The sequence below is a fragment of the Microbacterium sp. NPDC056003 genome, assembly GCF_042274785.1.
GTDB lineage: Bacteria > Actinomycetota > Actinomycetes > Actinomycetales > Microbacteriaceae > Microbacterium.
This window is the reverse complement of sequence record NZ_JBHJXQ010000001.1, coordinates 167,927-190,891: the sequence shown is the minus strand read 5'-3', so window position 1 is coordinate 190,891 and position 22,965 is coordinate 167,927. Positions and strand designations below refer to the sequence as shown.

At 71.2% G+C, this 22,965-nt stretch carries 18 protein-coding genes; 8 read left to right on the top strand and 10 right to left on the bottom strand.

The annotated features are described in order from the left end of the window. Positions 1–16 precede the first annotated feature (16 nt). The gene (locus tag ACFC1W_RS00890) at positions 17–1,276 is read right to left on the bottom strand and encodes an endonuclease/exonuclease/phosphatase family protein (protein WP_375987565.1); all 1,260 of its coding nucleotides are present in this window, start codon (positions 1,274–1,276) and stop codon (positions 17–19) included. A 163-nt stretch (positions 1,277–1,439) separates the two neighbouring features. Here ACFC1W_RS00890 and ACFC1W_RS00885 point away from each other — a divergent pair, with 163 nt between their 5' ends. The 8 genes from ACFC1W_RS00885 to ACFC1W_RS00850 all read left to right on the top strand — a co-directional run bounded on the left by ACFC1W_RS00885 (position 1,440) and on the right by ACFC1W_RS00850 (position 12,386). Next, positions 1,440–1,886 (top strand): hypothetical protein, encoded by a 447-nt coding sequence (locus ACFC1W_RS00885; protein WP_375987563.1) that lies wholly within the window; start codon positions 1,440–1,442, stop codon positions 1,884–1,886. Further along, on the top strand, positions 1,883–2,905 hold the full coding sequence (locus ACFC1W_RS00880) for an epimerase (protein ID WP_375987561.1): 1,023 nt from the start codon (positions 1,883–1,885) through the stop codon (positions 2,903–2,905). The genes ACFC1W_RS00885 and ACFC1W_RS00880 overlap by 4 nt, the downstream gene beginning before the upstream one ends. Before the next feature lie 26 nt (positions 2,906–2,931). Next, positions 2,932–5,613 (top strand): FtsX-like permease family protein, encoded by a 2,682-nt coding sequence (locus ACFC1W_RS00875; RefSeq protein ID WP_375987559.1) that lies wholly within the window; start codon positions 2,932–2,934, stop codon positions 5,611–5,613. Further along, entirely contained in the window at positions 5,610–8,333 is a 2,724-nt protein-coding gene (locus ACFC1W_RS00870) for an FtsX-like permease family protein (protein WP_375987557.1), read from the top strand. The genes ACFC1W_RS00875 and ACFC1W_RS00870 overlap by 4 nt, the downstream gene beginning before the upstream one ends. Further along, positions 8,333–9,301 (top strand): ABC transporter ATP-binding protein, encoded by a 969-nt coding sequence (locus tag ACFC1W_RS00865; RefSeq protein WP_375987555.1) that lies wholly within the window; start codon positions 8,333–8,335, stop codon positions 9,299–9,301. Before ACFC1W_RS00870 ends, ACFC1W_RS00865 begins: the two co-directional genes overlap by 1 nt. Beyond that, entirely contained in the window at positions 9,298–9,999 is a 702-nt protein-coding gene (locus ACFC1W_RS00860) for an ABC transporter ATP-binding protein (RefSeq protein ID WP_375987553.1), read from the top strand. The genes ACFC1W_RS00865 and ACFC1W_RS00860 overlap by 4 nt, the downstream gene beginning before the upstream one ends. 106 nt (positions 10,000–10,105) lie before the next feature. Continuing rightward, the gene (locus tag ACFC1W_RS00855) at positions 10,106–11,632 is read left to right on the top strand and encodes an ATP-dependent DNA ligase (protein ID WP_375987551.1); all 1,527 of its coding nucleotides are present in this window, start codon (positions 10,106–10,108) and stop codon (positions 11,630–11,632) included. A 61-nt stretch (positions 11,633–11,693) separates the two neighbouring features. Continuing rightward, positions 11,694–12,386, top strand: a complete 693-nt coding sequence (locus ACFC1W_RS00850; RefSeq protein WP_375987549.1) for an NAD-dependent deacylase — start codon at positions 11,694–11,696, stop codon at positions 12,384–12,386. Positions 12,387–12,456: 70 nt separating this feature from the next. On the opposite strand, the gene ACFC1W_RS00845 is transcribed toward ACFC1W_RS00850, so the two are convergent. The 9 genes from ACFC1W_RS00845 to ACFC1W_RS00805 all read right to left on the bottom strand — a co-directional run bounded on the left by ACFC1W_RS00845 (position 12,457) and on the right by ACFC1W_RS00805 (position 22,965). Beyond that, on the bottom strand, positions 12,457–13,728 hold the full coding sequence (locus ACFC1W_RS00845) for a sugar ABC transporter permease (RefSeq protein WP_375987548.1): 1,272 nt from the start codon (positions 13,726–13,728) through the stop codon (positions 12,457–12,459). Beyond that, entirely contained in the window at positions 13,725–14,534 is an 810-nt protein-coding gene (locus ACFC1W_RS00840) for an ATP-binding cassette domain-containing protein (RefSeq protein ID WP_241111289.1), read from the bottom strand. The genes ACFC1W_RS00845 and ACFC1W_RS00840 overlap by 4 nt, the downstream gene beginning before the upstream one ends. Before the next feature lie 88 nt (positions 14,535–14,622). Further along, the gene (locus ACFC1W_RS00835; RefSeq protein WP_191767131.1) at positions 14,623–15,708 is read right to left on the bottom strand and encodes a sugar ABC transporter substrate-binding protein; all 1,086 of its coding nucleotides are present in this window, start codon (positions 15,706–15,708) and stop codon (positions 14,623–14,625) included. A gap of 287 nt (positions 15,709–15,995) precedes the next feature. After that, on the bottom strand, positions 15,996–17,192 hold the full coding sequence (locus tag ACFC1W_RS00830; RefSeq protein ID WP_375991355.1) for a sugar ABC transporter permease: 1,197 nt from the start codon (positions 17,190–17,192) through the stop codon (positions 15,996–15,998). Between the two features lie 47 nt (positions 17,193–17,239). After that, positions 17,240–18,166 carry an ATP-binding cassette domain-containing protein gene (locus ACFC1W_RS00825; protein WP_375987545.1) on the bottom strand — a complete coding sequence of 309 codons (927 nt, stop codon included), beginning with the start codon at positions 18,164–18,166 and terminating at the stop codon, positions 17,240–17,242. A gap of 32 nt (positions 18,167–18,198) precedes the next feature. Then, the gene (locus ACFC1W_RS00820) at positions 18,199–19,290 is read right to left on the bottom strand and encodes a sugar ABC transporter substrate-binding protein (protein WP_375987543.1); all 1,092 of its coding nucleotides are present in this window, start codon (positions 19,288–19,290) and stop codon (positions 18,199–18,201) included. Between the two features lie 9 nt (positions 19,291–19,299). After that, positions 19,300–20,487, bottom strand: coding sequence for an ROK family transcriptional regulator (locus ACFC1W_RS00815; protein ID WP_375987541.1), 1,188 nt, complete (start codon positions 20,485–20,487; stop codon positions 19,300–19,302). A 124-nt stretch (positions 20,488–20,611) separates the two neighbouring features. After that, positions 20,612–21,970 (bottom strand): MFS transporter, encoded by a 1,359-nt coding sequence (locus tag ACFC1W_RS00810; protein WP_375987539.1) that lies wholly within the window; start codon positions 21,968–21,970, stop codon positions 20,612–20,614. Positions 21,971–22,089: 119 nt separating this feature from the next. Next, a complete protein-coding gene (locus ACFC1W_RS00805) occupies positions 22,090–22,965 on the bottom strand; it encodes an NYN domain-containing protein (RefSeq protein ID WP_375987537.1) in 876 nt (291 codons plus the stop codon).

Here is a 22,965-nt window from a genome sequence, read left to right as displayed (position 1 = left end):
CCCGCCCGCTGACGGGTCAGCGGCCCATGCGCGGGACCTTCACGTCGACCCACACCAGTCGGTGGTCGCTGCTCGGGAACGGGAACACCCCGGTCAGGCGCGACAGCGGGTCGGCTGTCACGGGCCAGAAGACGCCCGACGCGACGGGCTTGAGCGTCCACGACGGCAGCACGTAGTCCGCGCGGAGGTTGCCGGGCGCGGTGTCGCTGAAGTCGGCGGTGTCGTACTTCGGGTCGCCCCGGTGCGTGGCGTTCGCCCCGCCCTGCAGCGCAGACGCTTCGACGGCTCCCTGCGACGTGGGCTTCGCGTCGCGGATCCAGTGACTGCCGAGCAGCTGGTCGATCGCGGCGTCGACGGAGTCGCCGTCGAGGGGGTCCGCGTTCTGGTCGCCGACGATGACGAACGACGACGCCGGGCGCAGTCCGCCGCGCACGCCGTCGTCGTCGTAGATGTAGCGGCCCTTGCCGGGTGCGACGTAGTCGGCCCAGAACCGGATCTCGTCGTGGTTGCGCGTGCCGTTGCGGTCCTCGGGTCCGTCGAAGGTCGGCGGGGTCGGGTGCGAGGCGAGGATGTGCACCGTGTGGTTGCCGACCTTCACCGGCACATCCCAGTGCGACTTGCTCGACAGCCGGAAGACCTCGAGCTCCGCGGGGGAGTACCAGTCGGCCGGGAGCACCGTGTTCGGGTCGTCCGGCAGCAGGGCGCCGGGCATGTCCTTCCACAGGAACTTCTGGAATGTGCGCACGTCGTCGGTCACGATCGGGTGCTGGGACAGCACGACCATGCCGTACTGGCCCTCGTAGAGGCCGAAGCCGAACGCGTCGTCGCCCCCGCCGATGGTCCCGTTGTTGTTGAGGTCGAAACCGCTCGGGATGCCGGTGTTCGACGGCGCCACGAACGCGTAGGGGTACTCCGCCGCCGGCGCGCCGTTCTGGCTGACCTCGAGGTAGTTGTCCCGGAACAGATCGACGGCGACCCCGCCCTCGACGTAGTCGAACTCGTTCAGCAGCACGACATCGGGGGCGGTGCGCTGGATCACCTCGGCCACCGTGCGCGCCTGAGCGTTGTCGCCCGTCGACAGGTCGGTCACGAGCTGGCCCGCCGCGCTGCGGTTGAGCGAGAGGTTGTAGGTCGCGACGCGCAGCGGCTCCTTCTGGTAGAGCACGTCGGGTTTGTGGGGCGAGGGCGGCGCGGCCAGGGCCGGGGCAGCCGAGCCCGCGCCGATCAGCGCGGCGGCGGTGAGGGCGGCGAGAGCGCCGCGGATGCGGGGGGACATCGTTCTCCTTCGAACAGGCGCCGTCTTGTGGACGGCGCTGGCGGATGCAGCGACGCACTCGCGTGATCAGCGGCGAGGTCGACCGCACCTCAACGGTAGGCGGCGAACATGACCAGCGGAAGAACGGCGGCTGTCGAGGCCAGGGGATGCGAGACTGGGCGCGATGACCGCTCGATCCACGACCCGCACCGATTCCGTACCGAAAGTCGTGGCGCGCATCGTGCTCGCGGCACTGCTGCTCATCGCCGGGGCATCCCACCTCACGTGGGGGCGCCGCGGCTACCGCATCGTGGTGCCCGATTGGGCGACGGCGCTGCTGCGCACCGACAAAGACGCGATCGTGGTGGCATCCGGCGCGGTCGAACTGATGCTGGGAGGCGCGCTCCTCGCACTCCCACGCGAGCGCGGACGCATCGGCTGGATCGTCGCGGTCTTCTTCGTCGCCGTCTTCCCGGGGAACGTGCATCAGTGGCGAACCCGCCGCGATGCCCCGCTGATGCGCACCGACCGGGCGCGGTTCGTGCGCCTGCTCCTGCAGCCCGGTCTCGTGGCCTGGGCGCTGTGGAGCAGCCGGCCGGAGCATCGAGCGGGAAGGACGGCGGCGCGGTGACCCGCCCCGTCGCCGTGATCGCCGGCGCCTCCGGCTTCGTGGGCGGTGCGCTGCGGACCGCGCTCGTCGACGAGGGCTACGACGTCCGGCTGGTCGGCCGCAGCGGACCGGATGGGCGCTGGTCGGATCCTGAGAGCCTGCGGCGCGTCGTCGACGGCGCCGACCTGCTGATCAATCTCGCCGGCAAATCGGTGAACTGCCGCTACACCGATGCGAACCGCGACGAGATCCTGCGATCCCGTGTCGAGACGACCCGCCTCCTGCGGGAAGCGGTGACGGATGCCGCGGCCCCGCCTGCGCTGTGGCTGAATGCCGGCACCGCCACCATCTACCGCTACGCGATGGACCGCCCGCAGACGGAGGCGGAGGGCGAGCTCGGGTCGGGCTTCTCGGTCGACGTCGCCCGCACGTGGGAGGAGGAGTTCTTCGCCGGCGACCTTCCCGCCACGCGGCGCGCGTCGTTGCGCATGGCCATCGTCCTCGGTGGCGGACCCGCGACCCGGCTGCTCGTGCGGCTGGCCCGCCTCGGGCTGGGCGGCCCGCAGTACGACGGGCCCTGGTTCCCGCATCGCCGCTACCGAGGCATCGGCCCGCACCCGACCGGCAACGGCAGGGCGCCGACGCATCGCTCGCGCGGGCGGCAGCGCTTCAGCTGGATCCACATCGACGACGTCGTCGGCAGTGTGCGCTTCATCCGCGACCACCCCGAGATCGCGGGACCGGTGAACCTCGCGGCACCCGATCCGATCGACAACACCACGCTGATGGAGACGCTGCGTCGCCTGGTCGGCGCGCCCGTCGGCCTGCCCGCGTGGCGCTTCATGCTCGAGCCCGCGATGTGGGTGCTGCGCACCGAGCCGGAGCTCGTCCTGAAGAGCCGCTGGGTGCTTCCGGGCGTGCTGGAGGATGCCGGATACCGCTTCGCGCATGCCGAGGCCGGTCTCGCCCTCGCGGACGTCGTCGGGCGCCTCTCCCCGGCGCGTGACAGCGCCGCGGAAGCCGCCGCCCGCCTGGGTTAGAGTGCCAGAATGCAAAGGCTGGCCGCGTGATCGGAGGACTCCGCTTCGCCCTGGCCCGGGCGCGCGCCGCAGCGACGCCGCTCCTCACCCTCGGGGTCGTCTCCGCGCTCGCCGCGCTGCTCCTCGTGGCGGTCGTCGCCCTCATCGGCACGGTGGAGACCCGCGAGGCGCGCTCGGCCCTCGCCGCGGCGACGGGTGATCGCGGTCGTATCGTCCTGACCGTCGACGCCGGGGTCTCGGCCGACGAGGTCGCCGACGCCGCCGCAGACGCGGTTGCGGATGCGGGCGCCGCCGGAGCCCTCGCGATCGCCGCCGACGACGGTGCAGTCGTGCTCACGCCCGACCTCGACAGGATCACCGGGGCGCAGGCGGTCGCCCTCGTCGACGGGCTCGCCGGTCTGCGTGACGCCGTCGAGGAAGCGACCGGCGACCGCCCGCAGGAGTCGGGCGGCCTGCGCGACACGCTCGCCGGCGTCGGCGACGGCCTCGAGGCGCGCCGAGGGCCGACCGCGGTCGCACTGGGCCTGCTCGGTCTGCTGACGGCCGTCGTCGTCGGCGCCGTCGCGCTCGAGTCGGTCCGGGCGCGCGAGTCCGAGACCCGGCTGCTGCGCGCGCGTGGTGCGCGCCGGCGCGACCTGGTGTGGCTGGCGGCGCTCGAGTCGGCGATCGTCGCCGTGGCGGGCGGTCTGGCCGGCGCGTTCCTCGGCGTGCTCGTGGCGGGGATCTGGGGTGCCGCGCCCGCGGGTGCGCTCGTGCCCCCGGCCGTCGCGGTGGGCATCGCAGCGGTGGTCGCGACCGTCGTCGCGGTGGCCACGGCACGCGGCGCCGAGCGCGGATCGGCCCGGGCCCGCGCCGTGGCCGACATCGGGCTGATCGTGCTGCTGGCGGTCGTCACCGCTCTCGCGGTCTGGCAGTTCGTGCAATCCGGAACCCCGGTCGTCGAGCGAGGCGACGGCGGCTCGACCCTCGATCCACTCGTGGCGGTCGCTCCCGCGCTGGCTCTCGGACTCGCCGCGCTGATCGCCGTGGCCCTCGCGACCCCGATCGCGCGGGCGATCGGCGCGGCCTTCGCGCCCGGTCGGGCGGTGTCGCCGACGACCCCGTTGCGGCTCGCGTCCCGTCGTCCGGCGCGCCACGCCCTGTCCATCACGGTCGTCGCGTTCGCGATCGGGACGATCACGGTGGCAGGTGCCTACCACGCCAGCCTCACCGCCCTCGGCGACGCCCCCGAGGCCCTGCGCGTCGGCGCGGACCTCAAGGTCGGCACGATCCCCGAGGACGTCGTGGCAGCGGATGTCGCGGCCGTCGGCGCGCCCGATGCGGCGATGCTCGCACGCCCCATGAGCGCGCAGGGCGCCGATCAGCGCATCCCCATCCTCGCTGTCCAGGCACCACAGCTGGGTGCGGTCATGCTCGACGCGGACGGCACGATCGACCCTGCCGCACTCGGCGCGGAGCTCACGCTCCCCGAGACGAGCGCGGTGCTCGAGGACGACACGTTCTCCCTCACTCTCGTGGCACCCGCGGGCGAGCCCGTCGAGTTCGACGGAGAGCTCATCCCGCAGGGCTCTCCGGCCTTCAACGGCCGGGCGACCGTGGTCTCTTCCGCGGGAGCCGTCGCGACGTTCGGCTTCAGCAACGCCGATCTCTCGGTGATCGAAGACGACGACGGCAACACGTTCACCGACCTGGAAGTGCGCGACGAGGAGACGTACACATTCGAGCTGCCCTCCGACGACGAATGGTCGCTCGCGGCCCTCGCGATCGCCTACCACCCGCTCGGCCACGTGCCGGGCGGCGGCGAGATCTCCGAGGTCTCGAGCGGTGGGGTCACCGTCGACCTGACGGAGTTCCGCCCGGCGGCGGGCACGCCCGGAGTCGTCGACGTCACCGACGCGGGCATCGGGTTCGCACCCGAGGCGAGCGAGGGCCAGCCCTACAGCCAGGCCGTGGCCACCGGCATCCCCCCCGCGGTTCCGACGGTCATCACCGCGCAGCTGGCTGCCTCGCTGAGCCTCGAGGTGGGTGACTCGATCGCGCTCGAGGTGATCAAGCCCGAGTTCGAGGCGGACTTCGAGATCGTCGACGTGGTCCCGGTGCTCCCCGGATCGACCACCGGCGAGGGGATGCTCGTCGATCTCGGCACCGTCTCGACGGCCAGCCCGTTCGACGTCGTGCCGACGCAGGTGTGGCTGTCCACCGAGGATCCCGGGGCGATCGCGGCGGCCGTCTCGGCGGAGTTCCCGCAGACCGTGACGATCGTGGCCGATCCGCGATCGGCCGAGAACGCCGCGGGCACGGCCGCGGCCTTCTTCCTCGCTGCCGCAGGTGCGGTGGTGCTCGCCGTGGTCGTGCTCGTGCTCCGACGCACGCGCAGCCGCGCCGATTCGCGCGAGCTCGCCCTCTTCGCCGTGATGGGCCTGGGCCGTCGCCGTGCGTCGCGGCTGCGCGCGCAGGAGGACCTGTTCGCGGTGGCGATGGGCGCAGTGGGGGGCATCGCGGCGGGTGCGGCCACGGCATGGCTCATCGTGGCGCCGCTCGTGCGCGCCGCGTACGGCAGCGTTCCGGAGTCCTATCCCATCGTGCTGCGTGCCGACCCGCTCGTGCTGCTCCTGGTGGTCCTCGCCGCGGTCGGCGTCTTCGCGGTCATCGTCGCGACCGTGCGGGCCCCCGCCCGCCTCGCGCCGCTCATGAGGGAGGACGAGTGACCAGGTCGCCCGGACTCTCCGCCCTCACCCGTCGCCGCTTTGCGACGCCTCGCAGCGCAGCCCTCGTCATCATCGCGCTCACCGCCTTCGCGGCCTTCGTGATCGCGGCGGCTCCGCGCGCCCTCGTCGGAGTCGTCCGCGCCGAGGTCGCCCACCAGGTCTCCGACATGCCGGCGATCTCGCGCGACCTGTCGGCGAGTCTCATCGGCTCGCCGGCCCTCGGTTCCGCGAACGATCCCGAGGTCATCGGCGGCTGGGACGAGGGCGCGGAGGACGTGTTCGGCGCGGTCGGCCAGCTGCTCGCCGACAACCGGGCCTCGCTCGAGCCCGCCCTCGCACCGCTCGTCGGCGAAGCACAGTTCGCCGCGTACGCGCAGGATCTGCGCGTCGACCCCGAGAGCCTTCCCCCGCAGGCGCCCATCTCGATCGTGCAGCTGTTCGCCGAGCCGGCGATGCAGTCGAGTGTCGAGCTGGTCGACGGCGGCTGGCCCGAGCCGTGGACCGGCACGGGGCCCGTGGAGATCGTGCTGAGCCAAGTCGCTGCCTCGACGATGCAGTGGCCGGTCGGCGAGGTGCGCAGCGCACCGCCGTCGACCCGGGTCACGTCGGTCGACGACTGGCTCGAGGGAGCGGTCGAGATCCAGCTCGTGGGCACCGTCACGGCGATCGATCCCGATGCCGATCGATGGGCTCACCTGCCCACCTCGCTCATCGCCACCGTGTTCGACGACGGCAACCGGCGGCCCACCGCCACGTCGGTCGCCTGGGTGCATCCGGAGTCCTGGGCGCAGATCGTCCCGGCCCTGCGCGCGGAGCTGCAGGCGTGGTACCCGGTGGACGGCGGCGCGGCACTCGGAGCCGAGCCGGTCGAGCTCCTCTCCGCGCTGCGTGCGGCGACGTCGACGAGCGTCCCCGTCGACGAGACGGGTCAGCTGCGGGTGCGCTTCCAGAGCGAGATCGTCGACGTGCTCTCGACCGCGCTCTCCCGGGCGAACTCCGCGAGCGCGATCCTCGCCGTTGCTGCGGTCGGCCCGCTCGCGGTGAGCGTCTCGCTGGTCGTCCTCGCCGCCGCCCTCATGATCCGTCGCCGGCGCGCGGATCTGTCACTCATGTCCGCCCGCGGGGCGCCGCTCGCCCGACTGCGTCGGCTGCTGTTCGGCGAGGGGCTCATCCTCGGCATCCCCGCCGCGATCCTCGCGGCGATCGGCGCGATCGCCGTCACCCCGAACGACGCCGGGCCGCTGCCGACGCTCCTCGCGGTCGCCGTCGGTGTGGTGCCGGGCGTCGCGCTCGCCTTCACGTTGCGGCCCGCGCTGCTCGAGCGCGGACGCGCCGACCTCGACGCCCCGGTGCGCAGCAAGGCGGTGCGCATCGCCGAGGCGGTGGTGCTCCTGCTCGCCGCCGTGGCCGTCGTGCAGCTGTTCCTGCGCGGGATCGGATCGGCCACCGACGGGATCGATCCCCTCGTCGTCGCGGCACCGCTCCTGGCCACGGTCGCCGTCGCGCTCATCGTCGTCCGGCTCCACCCGATCCCGATCGCCGCGGCCCTCCGGGTCGCGCGCCGCGGCCGTGGCGTCGTCGGCCTCGTCGGTGCGGCGCGCAACCTGCGCGACTCCGCGGCGGGCACCACGGCCGTCCTCGCGATGCTCGTCGCCGTCGCCATCGCCGTGTTCTCGTCGCTCGTGCTCGCCACCGTCGACCGCGGTGCCGTGGTGGCCGCGCAGCGCGACGTCGGTGGCGACATCCGACTCGCCGGCCCCTATTTCGACGACGACATGATCGACTCCATGCGCGCGGTGGAGGGCGTCGACGACGCCGTCGGCGTTCTGCGTGGCGATTACGTCACGGTTGCGGGCCCGGACGGTCGTGAGAGCGTGCAGGTCACGGTGACCGATGTCGACACGCTCGCCGCCGTGCAGCGCGGCATGGTCGGGGCGCTGCCCGCCGGACTCATCACGCCCGCATCCGACCCCGTGCAGATCGTCGAGTCGAGCGTGCTCGCCGCGGACCTGGGGGAGGGGCAGACCACGTTCGTGACCTCGCCGGTCGACGTCGTCGGAACGCTCGACCGCGTGCTGGGCCTCACCGGATCCGAGAAGTTCGTGCTGATGGACCGGGCCGACTACGCAGCCCTCACCGGATTCGGGTTCTTCCCGCGCACGGTGATGATCGACGTCGCACCGGGAGCGGATGCTGCGGCCATCGCCGACGAGCTCGGCGACCTCGTCGGGTCGGCGCACTCGACGCGCATCCTCGAGGAGTCGACGGCCGAGATCCAGGCATCCCCGGCGGTCTCCGCCCTGCGGTTCGTGCTCCTGTCGGCGCTCGCCGTCGCGGTGGCGCTGTCGGTCGTCGCTCTCCTGCTCGTCGCGGGGGTCTCGCGTGATGCGCGCTCCCGCGTGATCGCGCTGCTGCGCAGCATGGGTCTCGACCGCCCCCGATCCCGCGGCGTCGTCGCCTGGGAGTTCGTGCCGCTCGGCGTCACTGCGCTCGTGGGCGGCGTGGTGCTCGGCGCCCTGCTCCCGCTGCTCGTCGTGACCTCGATCGACCTGCGCCCGTTCACCGGCGGCGGCGGTCAGCCCAGCATCGCCGTCGACCCCGTCCTGAGCGGCACCCTCATCGCCGTCGTGGTCGTCGCGCTCGCCCTCGCCGTGGTCGGCGGCGTGGCCAGCGCGCGCACGACGTCCATGGCGACCGTGCTCCGAACCGAGGAGGACTGATGACCGAACCCGACATCGTGTGCGAAGGACTCGTGAGGATCTTCGCCGTCGCCGACATCGAGGTGCAGGCGCTGCAGGGCCTCGACCTGGTGGTCGGCCGCGGCGAGTTGGTCGCCCTCGTCGGCGCGTCCGGCTCGGGGAAGTCGACGCTGCTGTCGATCCTCTCCGCGCTCGACGCTCCCACCGCCGGCTCCGCACGCGTGGCCGGGCGCGACCTGCCGTCGCTCTCGGCGCGCGACCGCGTGACGTACCGGCGCGAGGTGGTCGGCTTCGTGTGGCAGCAGACCGCACGCAACCTGCTGCCCTACTTGTCCGCCCGCGAGAATGTGCAGCTCGCGCGGGCGATCGGCGGCGATCGCAAGCATCCCGAGCGTGCGACCGAGCTGCTCGAGCTCGCCGGCGTGGCCGATGTCGCCGACCGGCGTCCGGCGGAGCTGTCGGGTGGTCAGCAGCAGCGTGTCGCGATCGCCGTCGCTCTGGCGAACGACCCGCGCGTGCTCCTCGCGGATGAGCCGACCGGCGACCTCGACGAGCATGCGTCGGCGGAGGTTCTGTCGACGTTCGAGACGGTCAACCGCGAGCTCGGAACGACCGCGCTCATCGTGACGCACGATCCGGCGGTCTCGGAGCACGTGCAGCGCACGGTGCAGATCCGCGACGGGCGCACCTCCACCGAGGTGCTGCGGTGGACGCACACCGACGACGAGGGCCGGGAGCATGACATGGCCGAGGAGTTCGTCGTGCTCGACAAGGTCGGGCGGCTGCAGCTGCCGACCGAGTACATGCATCAGCTGTCGCTGCGTGAGAGGGTGCGCCTCAAGCTCAATCCCGACCACGTCGGCGTGTGGCCGGGCGATGGCCGGCAGACGCCACCCGCGGCGACCCCGGCGACCCCGGGACCCGCTGACGGCGAGGCGCCCGCGACGCGACGGAGTCGTCGCGAGGGATCACAGGAGGAGGGATCATGAGCGAGCCCGTGCTCGAGGCATCCGATCTGTCGGTCGTGCACCGCACCCCCGCCGGCGACGTGCACGCGCTGTCGGACGCGTCGCTCGAACTGCATCCGGGTGAGCTCGTCGTGCTCGTGGGGCCCTCGGGTGCCGGCAAGACGACCCTGCTCCACGTCCTGGGCGGGATCCAGCCGCCGACCACCGGCCGGGTGCGGGTCGGCGACGTCGTGCTCACGGAGGCACCCGAGAAACAGGTCGACGCGGTGCGGCGCGACGACATCGGCTACGTCTTCCAATCGTTCGGGCTGATCGGCGCGCTGTCCGCCGAAGAGAACGTCGAGCTGCCCATGCGCATCCGCGGCACCGAGCCGGCCGAACGGTCGGAGCGCGTCACGCGGCTGCTCGAGCGCGTCGGCCTGGCCGATCACGCCACGCAGCGACCGGCGGAGCTCTCGGGCGGTCAGCAGCAGCGCGTCGGCATCGCGCGCGCCCTGGCCGGCTCGCCGCGCATCGTGCTCGCGGACGAGCCCACCGGTCAGCTCGACTCGCACACCGCGGCGACGATGATCGACCTCATCGCCTCGATCGCGCACGAGGACGGCGTCGCCGTGCTCCTGTCGACCCACGACCCGTCGATCATGCTCCGGGCGGACCGCGTGCTCGAGCTGCATGACGGCGTGCTGCGCGCAGGAGTGGTTCCGGCCGCGGTCGTCTAGGCCGGACCGCCCGCCGCGGCACCACCCGTCGCCGGATCTCCTAGCGGGTCGGCCGCGGGTGCGCCAGGGCGTCCGCGGTGTCGTGACTGGGTGCGAGAATTCCCGCATGCTGCTCACCGAGGTCGTCGCGGCGACCGAAGCCGTCGCTGCGACGTCATCGCGCCTCGCGAAGATCGCGGCGCTCGCCGACGTGCTTCGCGGCCTCGCCGGCGACGAGGTGGCGCCGGCGATCGGGTTCCTGGCCGCGAGCCCGCGCCAGGGCCGCCTCGGCGTCGGCTGGCGCAGTCTGTCGGCGCTCGAGACGCCGCACGCCGCTCAGCCCTCGCTCACGGTCCTCGACGTCGACGCAGCGCTCGATCGCCTCGCAGCCACCGACGGGCCGGGGTCGGTCGCGGCACGCCGCAGCGAGCTCACCGCGCTCAGCGAGCGCGCGACGGCCGCCGAGTGGGACTTCATCGCCCGGGTCATGCTCGGCGAGCTGCGCACCGGTGCGCTCGAGGGCGTGCTGCTCGACGCGGTCGCCAAGGCATCGGGGAAGGATGCCGCGGCCGTACGCCGCGCGGCGATGCTGTCGGGCGATCTCGGGGCCACCGCCGACCTCGCCCTGACGGGGTCGGCCGAGGCGCTGGATGCCGTCGGACTGCAGGTGGGGCGTCCGGTGATGCCGATGCTCGCTTCGACGGCGGGATCAGCGGCTGAGGCGCTCGGGGCGCTCGGGGGAGCGGCATCCGTCGAATACAAGCTCGACGGCGCGCGCATCCAGGTGCACCGCGACGGCGACGACGTGCGCGTCTACACCCGCAGCCTCGCCGACATCACCCATCGCGTGCCCGAGATCGTCGAGGCCGTGCGTGAACTGCCCGCCGAGCGCGTGATCCTCGACGGCGAGACGCTGTCGCTCGACGAGGACGGCGGCCCGCGCCCCTTCCAGGACACGATGGCACGGTTCGGCTCCGAGAGCGGCGCCGCGGCGGTGCTGCGGCCCTGGTTCTTCGACATTCTCCACCTCGACGGACGAGACCTGCTCGACGAGCCGCTCGCCACGCGGCTCGATGTCCTCGAGCGGGTCGCGGGGCCGTCGCGCATACCGGGCATCGTCACCGACGACCCTGCCCGCGCCGAGGAATTCTCGCGCGAGGCGCTCGCCGCGGGGCACGAGGGCGTGATGGTCAAGGGCATCGATTCGGCGTACGCGGCGGGGCGCCGCGGCAAGAGCTGGCTCAAGGTCAAACCCGTGCTCACCTTCGACCTCGTCGTGCTCGCGGTGGAGTGGGGCTCGGGCCGTCGCACCGGGCAGCTGTCGAACCTCCACCTCGGCGCGCGCGATCCCGACGGCGCCTACGGCGATCCGGGCGGCTTCGTGATGGTCGGCAAGACGTTCAAAGGACTCACCGACGCCCTCTTGCGCTGGCAGACGGATCATTTCCCGACGATCGAGACGCATCGGTCCGCGTACGCCGTGCACGTGCGGCCCGAGACCGTCGTCGAGATCGCGATCGACGGTGTGCAGCGATCGACGAGGTATCCGGGCGGAGTCGCCCTTCGCTTCGCGCGGGTGAAGGGCTATCGGCCCGACAAGGGTCCCGGCGAAACCGACACGATCGCGTCGCTGCGCGCGCTCCTGCGCGGCTGAGCCAATCCTGAACGCGCGTCGCCCCGGGCCCTCCACGCCCGGAGCCGGGCACACTGGATCCATGCGCATCGTCGTCCTCACCGGCGCTGGGATCTCGGCCGAGAGCGGCGTGCCCACCTTCCGCGACGCCGACGGGCTGTGGGAGGGACACCGGATCGAGGACGTCGCGACTCCCGAGGCCTTCGAGCGCGACCCCGGCACCGTGCAGGCGTTCTACGACGCGCGACGGCGTGCCGTGGCATCCGTCCACCCCAATGCCGCCCACCTCGCTCTGGCCCGCCTCGAAGCCGCGCTGGGGGAGGAGCTCCTGGTCGTCACGCAGAACGTCGACGACCTCCACGAGCGGGCGGGCACGCGCAACCTCGTGCACATGCACGGTGAGCTGCGGCGCGCCCTGTGCCTGGCCTGCGGGGCTCGACCGGTGTGGGACGCCGACCTCTCGCCGCGACCGCCGTGCCCGGTCTGCGGCGAGCGGATGCTGCGCCCCGACGTCGTCTGGTTCGGTGAGCTGCCCTACGGTCTCGACCGGATCGAGCAGGCCGTCGTCGCCTGCGACGTGTTCGCGTCGATCGGCACCTCCGGTGCCGTGTACCCGGCGGCCGGGTATGTCGCGCTCGCGGCGGCGTTCGGAGCGCGCACCGTCGAACTGAACCTCGTGGCGAGCGACGCGGTCGTCCCGTTCGACGACGCCCGCGCCGGCCGCGCGGGCGACCTCGTGCCGGCGTGGGTGGACGAGATCATCGCAGCGTCCTGACACGGCTCCGCGAACGACGGAAGGCGCCGGGGCGGATGCCGCGCCCGACGCCTTCCGACGGTGAGAACCGCTAGGTGCGCACGCCGTTGCCCCGCAGGCGGGAGACGGCGTCGACGGTGGCTGCGAGGATCAGCACGCCACCCGTGACGAGCAGGTTGACGCCCGCAGGCAGGTTCAGCAGTGCCAGGCCGTTCGTGATGGTCGCGATCACGAGCGCACCGATGGCGGCGTGCATCAGGCGCCCCTTGCCTCCGAAGAGGCTCACGCCGCCGACCACGGCCGCCGCGACGCCGCTCAGCACGATGTCGCGACCGACCGTGGCATCGACCGTTCCCACGCGCGAGACGCTGAGCAGAGCCGAGAAGACCGCGAGGCTCGAGCAGATCACGAACGCCCACCACTTGATCCAGCGGACCTTGACACCCGACCGGCGTGCCGCCTCGGCGTTGCCGCCGATCGCGTAGATGTACCGGCCGAACTTCGTGCGGTCCAGCGCGAACGTGCCGACCCAGAGGATCACGAGCACGATCGGCACGACGTTCGGCACGCCCTGCACCGCGTTGACGGACTGGCCGCGGTCCTGGTTCAAGATGTACACGACGGTGCCGCCGAGAACGGCGATGACGGCGAGCTTGATGAACACCAGCGAGATCGCCCGATTCGGCACGCCGGCGCGGGTGCGGCGCGCGCGGTCCCAGAACGACGTCGCAGCCGAGATGATCAGCATGATCGCGAGCATCGCCCAGCCGCCCCACACCGGGAGATTGCCGTTCTGCAGAGCGATGAGCTCGGGCACCTCCACCCGGAACAGACCGCCCGGCCCGATGATCACGAGCGCGAGTCCCTGCAGACCGAGGAACAGGCCCAACGTGACGACGAACGACGGGATCCCGACTCTCGCCACGAAGAAGCCGATGAAGGCCCCGATCAGGAAGCCGAACCCGAAGCCCAGCAGAAGGGCCAGGGGCCACGGGACGTCGAACTGCGAGTTCAGCACGACGAACAGCGCCATCCCGACTCCGCCGGTGACACCCGCCGAGAGGTCGATCTCGCCGAGCAGCAGCACGAAGACGAGTGCCATGCCCAGCACGACCAGCGTCGCCGCCTGATTCAGGAGGTTGGCGAAGTTGCGCTCGGTGAGGAAGAACGGGCTCAGGGCCGTGAACAGGATGCCGAGGACGACGAGCCCGCCGATGGCGGGCAGCGCGCCCATGTCGCCGCTGCGCACGCGCTGCCACCAGGCTCGTGCCTGGTCGACGACGCCGCCCTCGACGCCACTCCCGATCAGGTCGCTCGCGAGCGGATCGGGAGCGGCCTCCGTGCGTGTCGCATTGCTGCTCATAGCGCCCCCTCCTCGGTGCGAAGCGTGGACGTGTCGACGATGCTGACGCCGCCCAGGGTCTTGGTGCCGGTGATGTACCCGACGACGTCGTCGCGGGTGGTCTCGCTGACCGGGATCTGCGCCACCATCTGGCCCAGATACAGGACGGCGATGTCGTCGGCCACTTCGAACACATCGGCGAGGTTGTGGCTGATGAGGATCACCGCGACCCCCTGTTCGCTGAGCCGCTTGACCAGATTCAGCACCTGCTCCGTCTGGGCCACGCCGAGGGCGGCCGTGGGCTCGTCGAGGATGACGACCCGGGCCTTCTTCAGCACCGCCCGAGCGATCGCGACGGTCTGCCGCTGTCCGCCCGAGAGGCTCGACACCTTCTGCCGCACCGACTTGACCGTGCGCACCGAGAGGGAGCGCAGCGTGTCGGACGCCTCCTTCTCCATGCGCCCCTCGTCGAACGTGCCGATCGAGGTCTCTTCGCGGCCGAGGAACATGTTCTGGACGATGTCGAGGTTGTCGCACAGGGCGAGGTCCTGGTAGACGACCTCGATTCCGAGTCCCGAGGCGTCCCTCGGCGCGTGCAGGTCGCGGTGGGTGCCGTCGATGAGGACTTCGCCCTCGTCGTACGGCTGCACTCCGGCGAGGCCCTTGATGAGCGTGGACTTGCCGGCGCCGTTGTCGCCGACCAGGGCGGTCACCTTACCCGGGTACACCTTGAGGTCGACGCCCTTGAGAACGCTGACAGGGCCGAAGGACTTCTTGACGCCGACCAATTCGATGATCGGCTCTGTGGCTGTGATCGTGTCTGACATACTCGCTTCCTTGCAGAGTGTCGGTGCGAGCGCGCAAGGGCGTCGCGTCCGTGATGACGCGACGCCCTCGCGGCTCTTGCCCGACAGATTACTCGGCGGTGACCCCGAACTCCTCGCATGCGGCCATGACTTCCGGCGTGCACACGTCGTCGTAGGCGGCGTCGCCTGCGGCGATGACGTCCTTGACCTCGTTCGGGCCGACGAGCACCGGCGTCACCTGGATGTACGGCGTGCCGTCCTCCAGTTCGGCGTCGGTCTCGACGGTCTCTCCGTTGAGCAGGGCGATGGCGGTGTCGACGGCGGCGCTGGCCTCGTCGGCGACCGGCTTGTAGACCGTGGCCGTCTGCCAGCCGAGCAGGATGTTCTGCAGACCCGCGACGTTCGCGTCCTGACCCGACACGGCGACGCCTTCGAGGTTGTTGTCCTGCAGCACCTTGATGACACCGGCGGCGTTGGTGTCATTGGCGGCCCAGACGCCGTCGACCTGGCCGTTCAGGCTGGTGAGGGCCTGCTCGAAGTTGGTCTGCGACTTCGCCTGGTCCCACGCCCCCGGCGGCTCGGCCGCCGGCTCGATCCCCGCGGCCTCCATGACCTCGACCGCTCCGTCGTGGAACATCTTCGCGTTGCCGTCGGTGGGGTCGCCGCCGATGTACACGACGGTCGCCGCGGCCGGGTCCACACCCGCGGCTTCCAGGCCGTTGAGCACCGTCTGCCCCTGCAGGCGGCCGACCTCGACGTTGTCGAACGACACGTAGTAGTCGGCGCCCGCGAACGGGCGGTCGTAGGCGATCACCGGGATGCCCTCGGCCTTGGCCTTGGTGGCGACGGCCTCGGCCGCACCCTGGTAGTCGACGAGCAGCATGACGCCGCAGCCCTGAGTGAGCTGCTGGTCCGCGATGGTCGCGAACTTGGCGACATCACCCTGCGCGTTCTGGATGTCGACCTCGAAGCCCGCGCCCTCCAGACCCTCCTGAAGGTACTTGCGGTCGAAGTTCTCCCAGCGGGGCGAGGATGCCGCGTCGGGGAGGATCACACATGCGCGGCCGCCGGTGGCCTCGCCGCCGTCGTCGCCGCCGTCGGTCGGGGTCCCACCGGAGCCGCCGGCGCAGCCCGCGAGCATCACTGCGGCGGCGCCCGTGAGGGCGGCCACGGTGAGGAGTGAAGACTTCTTCATCATTCGCCTTTCGTCATTGAAGTGCGCGAGCCCCAGGATCGTCCCTGACGCACTTCGCGCTTGAAGCGATCATTTCGGGGAGGATTCTTGGCGTCAAGTCTTGAACGTAACGCTTTGGCAACGCCGCTCCTTCGATGCGGTGAGAAAGCGTTCGCCCACGGACGGTTCGAAAACTTTCGTGCACAATGCTCGTGGGAACGGTTGCACCGAGACATTTCGCACAGCGTTTCGTGCACGAGGATCGAAACGATACGACGACGGCTTTGTGCTCTGAAGGCAGACGGGCGTCAGGCCAGACCTGTCGCGGCGCGCGTGCGCCGCGAGATCGAGTCGACGATGACCGCCAGCACGAGCACGACGCCGGTGATCATGAACTGCACGGAGGAGTCCAGCGTCAGCAGCGTGAGGCCCGACGAGATGGACTGGATGACGATGATCCCGAGCAGTGCGGAGAAGGCCGACCCGCGGCCGCCGAAGAGGCTCGCACCGCCGATGACGGCCGCGGCGATCGCGTTGAGATTGACATCGCCGGTTCCCGAACTCTGACCGGCCGAAGCCAGCCGCGCCGCGGCGAGTATGCCTCCGACGGCGGCGAGCATCGAGCACATCGCGAACACCGAGAGGTAGATGCGGTCGACCCGGATGCCGGCGCGCCGCGCGGCCTCGACGGAGCCGCCGACCGCGTACACGGCGCGGCCCCAGCGCGTACGCGTGAGCACCAGGTTCATGACCACGACGAGCGCGATGAAGAAGACGAACATCACGCCGACACCGCGGTGGAGGTTCAGGTACCACGCGGTCGACAGCAGGAACACCAGCAGCCCCCCGCTGCGCAAGCCGATGTCGAGGTTGCTCTGGCTCACGAGGTTGGCGGCCGCGCGCCGCCGCGCGCGGCGCAGCAGCACCCACGCGTAGGCGCCCACCGAGAGGACCACGAGAAGATAGGCGGCCCAGTGGGGCAGGAACCAGTCCTGCGCGAACTCGACGATCCACGAATCGAACGGGAGCCCGATTGTGCCGGTGTCGCCGAGCACCCACAGCTGGAGCCCGAGGAACCCGAGGAGCCCCGCGAGTGTGATCACGAAGCTGGGGAGCCCGAAGCGGGTGTACAGGAAGCCGTAGAGGAGACCGACGAGGCATCCGATGCCGATGGCGGCCACGAGTGCGAGCACGAGGGGCCAGTTCAGCTGCACGAAGCTGACGGCCAGGACGGCGGCCGCGAGGCCCGACACCGACCCCACGGACAGGTCGATCTCGCCCAGCAGCAGAACGAGCACCACCCCGAGCGCGATCGTGCCGATCGCAGCGCATTGCATCGTCAGATTGACGAGGTTCTCGCTCGAGAGGAAGACCGGATTGAGCGCTTGGAAGATCAGCCAGATGACGATGAGCCCGCCCACCACGGGCGCAGCTCCGAGGTCGCCTCCGCGGATGCGCGCGAACAGGGACTCGACCGCTCCCCGCAGGCCCGCGACGCTCAGCAGCCGCGGGTCGGCGTCGGTGCCCGCTGCGAGCGGATGCTGATCGCGGCTCACGGACGACCGTCCTTCGGCGTCGACGGACGACGCGGCCGCGAGCGCGGCATGCGGATGATCTCGGCGGCCGGCCCGTCGTCGTCGGCGGGCTCTCCTTCGACGGGCGCCTCCGTGGGCGACGCGCTCGTCACGCTCCGCTCGGCGGCCGAGCGCCCCGCCGAATTGTCGGCGGCGCCGGTGATCGCGGCGATGAGCATCTCGCTGGTGACCTCGGCGACGTTGTAGACCCCGTTGTTGCGACCCAGGCGCAGCACCACCACGCGATCCGCCACGGCCATGACGTCGGCCATGTTGTGACTGATGAGGATCACCCCGTGCCCGCGCTCGCGCAGACGCTCGATGAGGTTCAGCACCTCGGCGGTCTGCGCGACGCCGAGGGCGGCCGTCGGCTCATCGAGGATCACGATGCGCGGATCGCCGATGAGCGACCGGGCGATCGCGACGGTCTGGCGCTGGCCGCCCGACAGCGACGCCACCGGGATGCGCACGGAGGGGATCTTGGCGGACAGCTCCCGCAGAAGCGTCCACGTGCGCTGCTCCATGTCGACCTCGTCGAGTCCCAGGCCGTCGCGCAGCTCGCGCCCGAGCCACAGGTTGGCGACGACGTCGAGGTTGTCGCACAGGGCGAGGTCCTGGAAGATCGTGGCGATCCCGAGATCCTGCGCGTCGGCGGGACTCGGGATGTCGACGAGCGCACCATCGAACTCGATCGTGCCGGTGTCGGGCGCGTGCACACCGGCGAGCACCTTCACGAGCGTCGACTTGCCGGCGCCGTTGTCGCCGACGAGCGCGACCACCTCGCCCTCGTTGACCCAGAAGTCCACGTCGGTGAGCGCTTTGACCGCGCCGAAGTGCTTCCCGATGCCGCGCATGGTGAGCACGCGCTCGCGCGAGCGTCCCGCCCGCGGCTGTGTCGTCGACATCCGCTCATGCCCTCCTCGCCAAGGTCAGGACCTTACCCGATGCCTGCGGCTTCGCACGCATCGACGTACTGCGGAGTGCAGATGTCGGCCACGGTCCAGAACCCGTCGGCGACGACGGTCTCGAGGATGTTGTCGACGGTCACCGCCACGGGATCGAGCAGGGTCGTCGGCACGCCGTCGACGCGCATGGGCGCCGTCACCTCCTCCCCGTTCAGCAGGGCGACCGCGACCTCGGCGGCCAGCTCCGCCTGCGGCTTGATCGCCTTGTAGACCGTCATGTGCTGGTCGCCAGTGATGATCCGCTGCAGCGCCGACAGCTCGGCGTCCTGACCGGTCACGACGGGGAACGGTTCGACGTTCGCCGCCTTCAACGCCGCCACCGCGCCACCCGCCGTGCCGTCGTTGGCCGCGTAGACGCCGACGATCTCGTCGCCGTACTGCGCGATCTGCGCCGCGACCCACGCCTGCGCCTTGTCGGGGCTCCAGTCGGGGGTGTCGTACTCGGCAAGGACGTCGAGCCCGCTCGCGTCGATGAGGCGGTGCGCGCCCTCGCGGAACTGGGCGGCGTTGCTGTCGGTCGGCGACCCGTTGACCATCAGGATGCCGCCGCCCCCGGCATCCTCGACCGCGTCGACGAACTCCGCGGCCTGCAGCTCGCCGACCTTCTCGTTGTCGAACGAGACGTAGTACGCGAGGTCGCCCCCGGCGATGAGCCGGTCGTACGAGATGACGGGCACGCCCTTGGCGTTCGCGGAGCGCACGATGCTGACGGCGGCGTTGGCGTCGACGGCGTCGAGGACGAGCACGCCGGCGCCCGCAGTGAGGGCGGACTCCGCCTGCTGCTGCTGCTTCGCGGCGTCCTGGTCGGCGTTGGAGTACAGCACGTCGTAGTCGCCGAGTTCGGCGACGCGCGCCTCGAAGAACGGCCGGTCGAACGTCTCGTAGCGCGCCGTCTTGGCGTCGGGGAGCAGGAGGGCGATGGAGTCGGATCCGCTGCTCGGCGAAGGTCCGGGGTGGGAGTCCGAGCACCCGGCGGCGCCGCCCGTGACCGCGAGCAGCAGCGCCGTCATGACCGCCGCGCGCCCGAGCGCCTTCCTCAGAACCTCGCGTCCTGATCTCGACATCGCCACGCCCTACGCCGAATGGGGGAGTGCTTGCGCATCCACCGTCACGTGGTCGAGGGCGATGGCGATGGCGCCGCGGGTCTCGGCCCATTCGCCGAACGAGGCGCCGACGATCTCGGGCAGTCCGCCGGCAGAGGGCAGCGCGGTGCGCTCGAGCGAATGCCGCATGGGCGCCATGAGGATCTCGCCCGCCTGGGCCAGCTCGCCGCCCATGACGATCAGCTCGGGGTCGAAGAGATTGCACAGACTCGCCGCGGCGATGCCGATGTGGCGTCCGGCGTCGGCGATGACCCGGCGCGAGCTGCCGTCGCCCGCCTCGGCGGCCTGGAGCAGATCGCCGAGCCGCTGCATGCCTTCACCGGCGGGGAACAGCGACAGCAGCGCGGGACCGCCCGCGTAGGTCTCGAGGCAGCCGCGATTGCTGCACCGGCAGATCGGCCCGTTCTCGTCGATCGTGACGTGGCCGATCTGGCCGGCCTTGCCGTTGACGCCGCGGAAGAGGTCGCCGCCCACGATGAGGCCGGCGCTGATGGTGTGCCCGACACGGATGAACACCGACGAGGATGCCTCGCGCCCGCTGCCTTCGCGGGCCTCGGCGAGGCCACCGAGGTTGGCCTCGCTGTCGACGTAGACGGGCCGCCCGCTGCGCGCGGAGAGACTCTCCGCGACGTCGACGCCCTCCCAGCCGCGCAGCAGCCCGGGGGTCGACACCATGCCGGTGCGGGGATCGATGGGGGCGGGGAGGGCCATGCCGACCGCGAGCAGGTCGGACAGCGAGCCCCCGAGCGACTCCATCATGTCGCCGAGCAGCAGGCTGAGACGATCGAGCTCTGCGTCGTGGCGATGATCGAGGGCGAGCGGGAGCGACGACTGCGTCACGATCGCGCGCGCCGTGTCGGCGATCGCGATGTGCAGCTGGCGCGAGCTGAAGTGCACGCCGGCGACGAGTCCGAGCTGGCGGGCCAGCGACACCAGCGTCGCGCGGCGACCGCTGCGCGACGTGAACGAGGTGTGCAGCAGGCCGGAGGCGGTGAGCTCCTTGACGATGTTCGACACCGTCGCGGGGGACAGGCCCGTCGAGCCGGCGAGCTCGACCTGGGTCAGGCGGCCGTGGCGCTTGAGCGACTCGACCAGGCGCGCGCGATTGGCCTCGCGGAGCGAGGTCTGCGAGCCGGGAGGCGGGTTGCGGCGTGCCACGAACCACACTGTACCCGACGCGTGATTCCCCAGATCAGGGGCGGCTCCGGGCATTCGTCGGGGGCCCTTCGGGCAGAGAGGAGCGGATGCCTCGTCGCAAGGGAACGAGGCATCCGCTCGGTTCTCACACCGCGGCGCGGTCGGCGGTCAGCCGCTCCTCGTCGACGCGATCGAGGTCGTGGAGCGACGATCCCTTCGTCTCGCGCATGGAGACGACGGCGACGAGCGTGATCGCCGCGGCGATCGCGAGGTACACCGCCACCGGTTGCCACGTGCCGTACTGCTGCAGCAGAGCGGTCGCGATGATCGGCGCGAGCGACCCCGCCACGATCGACGTGACCTGGTAGCCCAGCGAGACCCCGGAGTAGCGCATGCGCGTCGGGAACATCTCCGACATGATCGCCGGCTGCGGGGCGTACATGAGCGCGTGGATCATCAGGCCGAGGCAGATCGCCACGATGATGATGATCGGGTCGCGCGTGTCGAACATCGGGAACGCGATGAAGCCCCACGCCGCAGCCAGGACGGTTCCGGCGAAGTACACCGGCTTGCGGCCGACGCGGTCGGTGAGCGCGCCGACCAGCGGGATCACCACCATGTGCACGATGTGCGCGATGACGAGGTAGCCGAGGATCGCGGCGACGTCGAGCTGCAGCGCGGTGCGCAGGTAGACGATCGAGAACGTCACGACGAGGTAGTACATGATGTTCTCGGCGAAGCGCAGGCCCATGGCCGTGAGCACGCCGCGGGGGTAGCGCTTGATGACCTCGACCACGCCGTAGCGCGTGTGCTGCGACTCCTCGGCCTGCTTCTGCGCCTCCGTGAAGATCGGGGCGTCGGTTACCCGCGTGCGGATGTAGTACCCGACGGCGACGATCACGACGGAGAGCCAGAAGGCCACGCGCCAGCCCCACGAGAGGAACGCCTCGGGCGAGAGCGTGTTGCTCAGGACGAGCAGCACCACGGTCGCGAGCAGGTTTCCGAGCGGCACGGCGGCCTGGGGGAACGACGCCCAGAAGCCGCGTGAGCGGTCGGGGGAGTGCTCGGAGACCAGCAGGACGGCGCCGCCCCACTCGCCGCCGACGGCGAAGCCCTGGGCGAAGCGCAGGAAGAGCAGGAGCCCGACGGCCCAGTAGCCGACCTGGTCGAACGTCGGGAGGCAGCCCATCAGGAACGTCGCGACGCCCACGAGGATGATCGCGAGCTGCAGGAGCTTCTTGCGGCCGTACTTGTCGCCGAAATGCCCGAACACGATGCCGCCGAGCGGACGCGCGATGAAGCCGATGGCGTACGTCGTGAGCGCGGCGATGATCGGGGTGTACGGGTCGTCCGACGGCGGGAACATGACGACGTTGAAGACCAGTGTTGCCGCGGTGGCGTACAGGAAGAACTCGTACCACTCGACGACGGTGCCCGCCATCGATGCGGTGACGACCCTGCGCAGACTGGACTGCTTGTCGGGGGATGCCGTGGCTGATGCCATGCGCTGATACCTCCTCGTAGAGCGCGATGCGGCCGGAAGGCCGCCGGGGCGACGCTACATGAAGGAGGATTCAGGTTTCAAGGATGTCGGGTGAGAATGTCCTCACGTATGGCGGACGACTACGCGCGGTCGGCGGCGAGGCGGATGAGCACGATGTTGCCGGAGTCGTCCATCTCGGCGACAGCGGGGTGCGCGCGCACGAACTCCGTGAAGCTCTTGTAGCCCAGCGCTTTCTCGCTGAACGCCGGATCGAGCCGCTTGATGAGGCTCTTAACCTCCGAGGCGTGCTGCCATTCGACGTCCGCCTTGTCGCTCTCCAGCCGCAGCGCACGCTCGAGGAGCGCCTCGACCGGATCGGGCGCGGCGGCCTTGCGGGACCGCCGGCGCGAGGGCGTCGAGTCGTCCTTGTCCTTCTTCGTCGGCTCGGGCGCGGCGACGCCGGGCAGGGCGTCGTACGAGTCGAACTGGTCGCACGCCGCGGCGAGCGACTTCGCCGTCGACCCCGCGACGCCGACGCCCACGACGAAGCGGCCGAGGCGCTTGCAGCGCTGGGCGAGCGGCACGTAGTCCGAGTCACCGGCGACGATCACCACGTGTGTGAGGTCGGGGAGGCGGAACATGTCCTCCACGGCGTCGACGGCGAGTCGGATGTCGGCGCCGTTCTTCGCGTACGCCGCGGCGGGGAACAGCTGCACGAGGTCCACCGCGCGGGCGACGAGCTGCGAACGGTAGACCGCGTTCACGGGCGACGACCAGTCGGCGTACGCGCGGGTGAGCACGAGTGTGCCGAACGACGTGGCGTAGTCGATGATCGCCCCGACGTCGATCATGGCGGCGGCGAGACGCTCGGCGACGGCCGGGTCCTCGGCATCCGACATGATCTTCTGCCGGTCGCGCGAGTAGGAGTTCTTGCCGTGCACGCGGTCGTACCAGCTCATGACGATGTTGTCGAAGTCCAGATAGACGGCGACGCGGGCGTTCTGCAGGTCGGTCAT